The 7466-nt window shown below is 73.4% G+C and carries 6 protein-coding genes and 1 pseudogene; 5 read left to right on the plus strand and 2 right to left on the minus strand.

Annotated features, from left to right (window positions below; all coding sequences use genetic code 11):
* Positions 1-501 (minus strand): annotated as a pseudogene (locus ACLFOB_RS13300) (sulfatase); the annotation flags it as partial.
* Positions 498-1259 carry a CDP-alcohol phosphatidyltransferase family protein gene (locus ACLFOB_RS13305; protein WP_410918483.1) on the minus strand — a complete coding sequence of 254 codons (762 nt, stop codon included), beginning with the start codon at positions 1257-1259 and terminating at the stop codon, positions 498-500. The pseudogene ACLFOB_RS13300 and the gene ACLFOB_RS13305, both read right to left, overlap by 4 nt.
* 126 nt (positions 1260-1385) lie before the next feature.
* Here ACLFOB_RS13305 and ACLFOB_RS13310 point away from each other — a divergent pair, with 126 nt between their 5' ends.
* From ACLFOB_RS13310 to ACLFOB_RS13330, 5 genes are all read left to right on the plus strand, one after another.
* On the plus strand, positions 1386-1922 hold the full coding sequence (locus tag ACLFOB_RS13310; protein WP_410926384.1) for a cytochrome b: 537 nt from the start codon (positions 1386-1388) through the stop codon (positions 1920-1922).
* Between the two features lie 113 nt (positions 1923-2035).
* On the plus strand, positions 2036-3628 hold the full coding sequence (gene mdoH, locus ACLFOB_RS13315) for a glucans biosynthesis glucosyltransferase MdoH (protein ID WP_410926385.1): 1593 nt from the start codon (positions 2036-2038) through the stop codon (positions 3626-3628).
* Positions 3625-5142, plus strand: coding sequence for a glucan biosynthesis protein (locus tag ACLFOB_RS13320; RefSeq protein ID WP_410926386.1), 1518 nt, complete (start codon positions 3625-3627; stop codon positions 5140-5142). The genes mdoH and ACLFOB_RS13320 overlap by 4 nt, the downstream gene beginning before the upstream one ends.
* Before the next feature lie 113 nt (positions 5143-5255).
* A complete protein-coding gene (locus tag ACLFOB_RS13325) occupies positions 5256-6596 on the plus strand; it encodes an ABC1 kinase family protein (protein WP_410918276.1) in 1341 nt (446 codons plus the stop codon).
* A gap of 313 nt (positions 6597-6909) precedes the next feature.
* Positions 6910-7466: pyridoxal-dependent decarboxylase (locus ACLFOB_RS13330; RefSeq protein WP_410926387.1), on the plus strand; the 557-nt coding region annotated here is incomplete at its 3' end.

Below are 7466 nucleotides of genomic sequence, written 5' to 3' on the forward strand. Positions count from 1 at the left end.
CACCGCCACGGCGCCCGCCAGTGCCGCGGCGCCGCCCGCGGCCAGCGGCCAGCGGCCCGGCAGCCGCAGCGCCGCCCAGCGCCCCGTCGCCCACCAGAGCGCCGCGGCAAGCAGGGCTATTCCCGCGATGAGCGCCAGCACGCCCAACCCGGCAAGCCATGGCCCCACCGCGCCGGAGGCCAGACGCCAGCCCGCGATCGCCAGCGGCCAGTCCACCAGCGGGTTCGCCGCGCGCGCAAAGGCCATCTGGCTTGCCAGATCGGCGAGCTTGAGGAGCGCCAGCAGGGTGAGCGACGTGACAACAACCGCCCGGATCGCCCGCGTGACACGCGCCCCCGCCGGCAGCGCAACGAGCAGCGCCAGCAGTGCCGGCAATTCAAGAGGAAAGAGGATCAGCGCCCGCCAGGTCACGGCGGCGGGATGGTTCGGCTGGACCAGCACGAGATGCAGCAGCAGCGCGGCCAGCGCAAGGCCGAAGACGCGCGCGGTGGTCTGCGTCATCCGCGCCGCTGCCGCCACAGGGTGCGGATATCCAAGGCGAAGGAGGCGACGACAGCCAGCGCCGCGGCGACCCCGGCCAGACGTGCCGCCGCGCCGTCCGCCGCCGGCGCGAGCAGGACCACGAGCACCGACAGTTGCAGGACGCAGATCGCCTTGCGCCGCAGCCGTTCGGGCAGCGGCGCGCGCAGCCAGGGCAGCCCAAGGCCCGCCATCTGAAAGGCGTAGCGCGCAGCCCCCAGCACGACGGCCTCCGGCCAGCCGATCTTGCCGGACGAGAGCGCCGCCGCCGCGAGCACCGCCGCGAAGACCGCGTCCGTCTCGACGTCGAAGCGCGCGCCGAAGCGCGACACCAGCCCGCGTCGCCGCGCGAGCCAGCCGTCCGCGCCGTCGAGCGCGAGGACCGCCGCGGCGATCCCCGTCAGCGCCCAGCCTAGCGGCGCGGCGGCCGCCCCCGCGACCAGCGCCGCCGCCAGGAAGACCACGAGCGTCGCCCTCAGATGCGTGACGGCGTTGCACAGGCCCAGCACCCTGTGCGGGTAGCCGCGGCGAACGCCTGCAACCGCCAGCCCGCTTCCGAGCGCATAGGCGGCCAGGGCAGCCAGCCAGACCCCCGGCCCGATCCCCTCTGGCCAGAGCGCCAGTGCGCCGATGAGCACGACCAAGTCGAATGCGATCACCGTCGCGACCTGCAGCGTCAGCCGCTCGACCGGCCAGGCGGGCCGTCGGAACGTCGCGGAATCGGTGCCGAGCAGGGCCATGCGGCCTCCGTTTTCAAATTCCGTTCAGACTAGCGCGCCGTCGCGCGCTTCAAGGGGACGGGCGGCAATTGATGACCTTGCGGCAAGAGCTATGTGCAGACCTGTTTCGGTGCCGAAGAGGACCCCATGACAGGATATCGCACGCCTGCCCGCCTGTTCCACTGGATCGTCGCGCTGCTGGTGCTGGCGACGATTCCCGTGGGTCAGATCATGATTCAGGAGGGGCTCTCGCGCTCCCTGCAGAACGGTCTCTTCATCTTCCACAAGAACGTGGGCGTCCTGATCCTGCTGATCGTGCTTGTGCGTCTCGCCTATCGTCAGTTCGTGCCGCCCCCGCCCCTGCCCTCCGCCGTGCCCGACTGGCAGCGCCGCGTCGCCTGGGTGAATCACGCGGCACTCTATGCGCTGCTCGTCTTCATGGCGGTCACCGGCTATGTCCGCGTGCGCGCCGGCGGCTTCCCGATCGAGGCGCTGGATGCGATGGGCGCGCCGGCGCTGGTGCCGCGCTCCGAACCGCTGGAGGACTGGGCGAAGGCCGCGCACTGGTGGGGCCGGCTCGTGCTGGTCGCTATCATCTCGCTGCATATCCTTGCCGCGATCTGGCACGGTGTCGTGCGGCGCGACGGCGTCTTTTCGCGCATCTGGCCGCCGGTTGCGCGCTGAACTCCGCTGCCCCGCCGCAATGCCGCGCTGGCCCGCTTGCCGTGGGCATCCGCGCCTCTATCACGGGTAGCAGTCCCCGCTCCCGAGCCTGTTTCGCTTCGCAAGGGCCACCCATGACCGCGCATCCGCCGAAGAGCTTCGCGCATCTTGACCTGCCGCAGATCGTGCCGGTTCGCCCGCTGGCACCCGCCGCCGTTTCCCGGCGGGCGCGGCTCGCGGTCGCGGTGCTGACGCTGACGCTGTCCGCGCCGCTGATCGTGGCCTTTGCGGCGGGGGCGGGCGGTGGCGGTGCGGGCGCGCTCGCCATTCCGCTCTTCGCGCTCAACACGCTCTGGGTGGCGTTCGGCGGGGCCGCGGCGCTCCTTGGCGCCGCCGTTCTCCTGCGGCCGAACTCCGCGCCGCGCGCCGCGCCGCTCGGCACACCCACCGCCGTGCTCTACCTGCTGTGCAACGAGCCGCCCGAGCCGGTCGCCGCCGCCGCGGCGCGTCTTGCCCGCGATCTGGAGCGCGGCAGGCTCGACAGGTCGACCGACATATTCGTGCTCTCCGACAGCGCTCCGCAGGCGGAGGCGGCCGAGCGTGCGGCCTTCGGCGCGCTGATCGCCGAGGGGCGGGTGCGCTATCGCCGGCGTGCCCGCAACACCGGCCGCAAGCCGGGCAACATCGCGGACTGGGCGCGGCGCGAGGGACACCGCTATGCCCAGATGGCGGTGCTCGACGCCGACAGCCGCATGAGCGCGGCGCGGCTCGGCGCGATGATCGCCCGGATGGAGCGCGCGCCGCGCACCGGCCTGATCCAGTCGGGGATGCGCCTGTTGCCGGCGCGCAGCCGGCTGGGGCGTGCGCTGCGGCTGTCCTCGCGCCTTGGCGGGCCGGTGGCGACCGAGGGGCTCGCGGCCTGGGCAGGGCCTGCGGGCAACTACTGGGGCCACAACGCGCTGATCCGGATGCGGGCCTATCGCGCGGCCCGGCGTCTGCCCCGTCTGCCCGGGCGCGCGCCGCTGGGCGGGCCGGTGCTGAGCCACGATTTCGTCGAGGCCGCGCTCATCCGCCGGGCGGGCTGGGATGTCGAGGTCAGCCCGGAAAGCCGCGGCAGCTTCGAGGATGCGCCGCAGACCCTGCGGGCCTTTCACAAGCGCGACCGGCGCTGGTGTCAGGGGAACCTGCAGCATGCGCGCCTGCTGGGCCTGAACGGGTTCGATCCCGCCAGCCGCGTCCATCTGGCCACCGGCGTCATGAGCTATCTGGCCGCACCCGTCTGGCTGGCGCTTGTCGTGCTCTTCGCCACCGGGCTGGTCCCCGCGCCGGGTCTTGTGCTGCTGGCGGGGGTCGTTGCGCTGCTTCTGGTGCAGAAGATGGCCGCGCTGGCGGTGCATCCCGGCGTGCGGCGCGGGGGGCAGGCAAGGCGCATCGCTCTGCGCGCCGGGCTGGCCGAGGCGGCCCTCTCGACCCTGCTCGCTCCCCTGCTTCTGGTGCGCCAGACGGGCGCCGTGATCTCCGTGCTCGCGGGCCGGGATTGCGGCTGGAAGGGGCCGGAGGCGGCGGCGTGGCGCCCGCCCGCGGGCGTTGCCGAGACCGGCGCGGGCCTTGCGCTGCTGGCCCTCGCGCTGGGCGGCGGCGGCGCCGCGCTGCCCTGGCTCGCGCCGCTGGTGCTGCCCCTCTTGGCCGCGCCCGCGCTGTCCCGCTGGCTCGAGGCCGCGGCATGATCGGCCGGCGCGGCTTTCTCGCCTCCGCCGCCGCCGCCGCGGCCGTCACGATGCCGGCGCGGGTCCACGGCGACACCTCCGGGCCGGACGGATCGCTGGTGGAGGCCGCGCGCCGCCTTGCGACGCGCCCCTACGACCGGGCCCCCCGCGATCTGCCGCCGCCCTTCGCCAACCTCACCTACGACAGCTATCGTGCCATCCGGCCGAAACCGGGACAGGCTGCGCAGCTTCCGCTGGGACCCGGCCATGCCTTCGACCTGCTGCCGCCCGGCTTCTACTACCGCACGCCGGTGACGGTGGAGGTGATGAAGCCGGACGGGCCGCAGCCGGTCTCCTTCGCGCCGGAACTCTTCGACTTCGCGGAGCGGTATTTCCCCGCTCCGATCCCCCGGCAGGCGCCGGGCGCCGGGTTTTCCGGCCTGCGCCTGCGCCATCCGCTCAACGACCCCGCCACGAAGGACGAGGTGCTGGTCGTGCAGGGGGCGAGCTATTTTCGCGCCGTGGCCGCAGGCACGGTCTATGGCCTTTCGGCGCGCGCGGTGGCGCTGGACACGGGCGGGCCGGGAACCGAGGAGTTCCCCGAGATCGTGCACCTGCGCCTCACGCCCGCCACGCCCGAGGCGCCGCCGCTGATCGAGGCGCTGATCGATTCGCCCTCGCTTGCCGCGCATCTGGCGCTATCACCGCGGCCGGGGGGGGCGACGGTCACGCGCTGCGCGCTGACGCTCTTTCCCCGCCGGTTGCTGGAGGATGCGGGGATCGCGCCGCTCACCTCGATGTTCTTCAAGGGGCCGATGCAGCCTGCCGTGACGGATGATTTCCGCCCGAGGGTGCACGACAGCGCCGCGCTTCGGATCGACAACGGCGCCGGAGAGACGCTGTGGCGCCCGCTGGCCAACCCCGCGCGCATCCAGACCTCCGCCTTCGCCGATCATGGGCCGCGCGGCTTCGGCCTGATCCAGCGGCCCCGCGCCTTCGACGGGTTCGAGGATGCCGAGGCCGCCTATCACCGGCGCCCCACCGCCTGGGTCCGGCCGGAGAGCGACTGGGGCGCGGGCGCGGTGACGCTGGTCGAGATCCCCACGGCGGACGAGTTCATGGACAACATCGTGGCCTTCTGGCGGCCCGAGGCGCCGCTTGCCCCCGGCACGGCGCATCATTTCCGCTATGACATCGTCTGGTCGAAGGCAGCGCCGCCCGCGCCGGGACTCGCTCCGATCCGCGACAGCCGCAGCGGACGGGTTCACGATCGCTCGGGCGCGCGTCAGTTCGTGGTGGATTACGCCACCGGGCGCACGGACCTGGCCCCGCGCCTGTCCGTCGGGGGCGCGGAAGCCGATGGCCTTGCCGCCTATCCGCTGCCCGGGGGCCGGGGTCTGCGTGTCGGCTTCCAGCTGCTGCCGGGCGCGGCGGAGGTGGCGGAACTGCGCCTCGTGCTCGAGGACGGCATGGGCCGCGCAGCGAGCCCTGTCTGGCTCTGGCGCTGGACGCGCGCGCAGGACGGCGGGGTCTGAACCGCGCGGGGCCCGAACCGCGCGGGGCCCGAACCGCGCCACAGGGGCCGGTCGCCTTGCCGCGCGTTGCCGAGAGCTATATGGCCACGGGCCCGCCTGGAAGGAGCCCTGCCATGTCCCGTCCCCCCCTGTCCCGCGCCCTTCCCGTCCCCTCGGGCCGCCTTTCGCGGCTCACCGGCTTCGGCGGCGTGATGGGCTCTGTCGCCGGCGGGCTAGCGGCGGGCGGCCTGCGCGAGATCGCCCGCGGGCGGCGGCCCGACATGCGCTCGCTCCTGTTGACGCCGGCGAATGCCGCGCGTCTCGCCGACGAGCTTGCGCGGATGCGCGGCGCCGCGATGAAGGTGGGGCAACTTGTCTCGATGGACGCGGGCGAGATCCTGCCGCCCGAGATTGCCGCGCCGCTCGCGCGGCTGCGGGCCGAGGCGCATCACATGCCGCCGAAACAGCTGCGGACCGTGCTCGACGGCGAATGGGGCGAGGGCTGGCAACGCCGCTTCGCCCGCTTCGAGGTGCGGCCGATTGCCGCCGCCTCGATCGGGCAGGTGCACCGCGCGGAGACCCGCGAGGGCCGGACGCTGGCCGTGAAGGTACAGTATCCGGGCGTCCGGCGCAGCATCGACAGCGACGTGGCGAACCTTGGCATGCTGCTGCGGATGTCGGGCGTGGTGCCGCGCGGGGTGGACCTTGCGCCCCTGCTGGAGGCGGCGCGCGTGCAGCTTCACGAGGAAGCCGACTACCGCGCCGAGGGCGCGCGCATGACCGCCTACGCGCGGATGCTGGCGGAGGCCCCGGAGTTCCACGTCCCGGCAGTGCACGACGAGCTGACGACCGACAATGTGCTTGTCATGGACTTCGCCCGGAGCGCGCCGCTGGAGACGCTGGAGGATGCACCGCAGCAGGAGCGCGACCGCGCGGTCGAGCGCCTGCTCGGCCTCGCGCTGCGCGAGCTCTTCGCGTTCCGCGTGATGCAGACCGACCCCAATCTCGCCAACTACCGATACGATCCCGAAACCGGCCGCCTGGTCCTGCTCGACTTCGGTGCGGTCCGGGAAATACCGCATTGGCTGTCGGCCGGGTTCCGCGCGATCCTTTCGGCAGGCCGCACAGGCGACCGGAAGTGGCTCGAGGCCGCGGCGCTCGAGCTGGGCTATCTTTCGCCCGCGATGCCCGCGACGCACCGCGCGCAGCTGGTCGACCTGATGCAGATGTCGCTCGAGCCCCTGCGCCGCGGCGGGGTCTTCGACTTCGGCGCCTCGGACATGGCACGCCGGGTGACGGCAGCAGGCGAGGCATTGTCGCGCGGCCAGGAGGCGACCCATGTTCCGCCGGTGGATGCACTCTTTGTCCAGCGCAAGCTGGGCGGGATGTATCTGCTTGCCACCCGGCTGCGTGCGCGCATCGACCTCGACCGTCTGATGGCACCGGTGCTCGACGCCCCCGCAGGCGCTGCCTGAGACGCCCCTCGAGGGCTGCCCAGCCTGCGCGGCGACGGCGCAATCCCGCCGTTTCAGGATACCCCCGACATCGGACACGCGGCCGTCCGGGCGCGCATGCAGCGATGCTCCGTCGCCACCGGCTGGCTCTGCCCGCTCATGGTCCGCGCCGGGCCTCTGGCTTCAGTCGCCCCTGCATTCGTGCGGCGCGCCAAGGGGGCGTCAGCCCCCTTCCCCCTTCATGCCGCGGCGGATCTCGGCGCTCGGCAGTCCACGGCTTGCTCCCCGCCGCGATCCGGGGGATCACTGGCGCCCAGCCACGGAGTCGCCGCTCATGTCCGATCCCGCCCGCAAGGCCCCGCCGATGCCTGACCTGTCGGACCAGCCCGATGTACCGCCCGACACGCTGGGCCTCGAGGCCCAGGAGATGCGGCGCCTGGGCTACAGGGTCGTGGACATGGTGGTGGACCGCGCGATGCGCCGCGGGCAGGAACCCGCGATCCTGACCGGCACGCCCGGGGATCTGCGCGCGGCGCTGGGCGGCCCGCTGCCCGAGGCGCCAATGGACCCGGAGGCCTCGCTCGACCTGATGGCCGAGGTCGCGCTCGCCCACCAGCAGCACGGCGATCATCCGCGCTATTTCGCCCGCGTTCCCGGTCCTGCCGCCTTCGCCGCGATCCTGGGCGAATGGATGGGCACCGGCTTCAACACGATCTGCGCCAGCTGGGGTGGCGCCGCAGGTCCCGCGACGGTGGAACTCGTCGTGATCGACTGGCTGGCGCAGATGCTGGGCATGCCGCAGGGCACCGAGGGCGTGCTGCTCTCGGGCGGCTCGATGGGCAATCTCACCGGCTTCGCCGCCGCGCGCGCGGCCCTCGGCCCCGGCGTGGC

The organism is Rhodosalinus sp., from assembly GCF_046542825.1.
Classification (GTDB): Bacteria; Pseudomonadota; Alphaproteobacteria; order Rhodobacterales; family Rhodobacteraceae; genus Rhodosalinus.

Bases quoted from the DNA above. Each gene is read 5' to 3' on its own strand.
- ACLFOB_RS13305 (WP_410918483.1), bottom strand. From the start codon at position 1,259: ATGGCCCTGCTCGGCACCGATTCCGCGACGTTCCGACGGCCCGCCTGG.
- ACLFOB_RS13310 (WP_410926384.1), top strand. From the start codon at position 1,386: ATGACAGGATATCGCACGCCTGCCCGCCTGTTCCACTGGATCGTCGCG.
- mdoH (WP_410926385.1), top strand. From the start codon at position 2,036: ATGACCGCGCATCCGCCGAAGAGCTTCGCGCATCTTGACCTGCCGCAG.
- ACLFOB_RS13320 (WP_410926386.1), top strand. From the start codon at position 3,625: ATGATCGGCCGGCGCGGCTTTCTCGCCTCCGCCGCCGCCGCCGCGGCC.
- ACLFOB_RS13325 (WP_410918276.1), top strand. From the start codon at position 5,256: ATGTCCCGTCCCCCCCTGTCCCGCGCCCTTCCCGTCCCCTCGGGCCGC.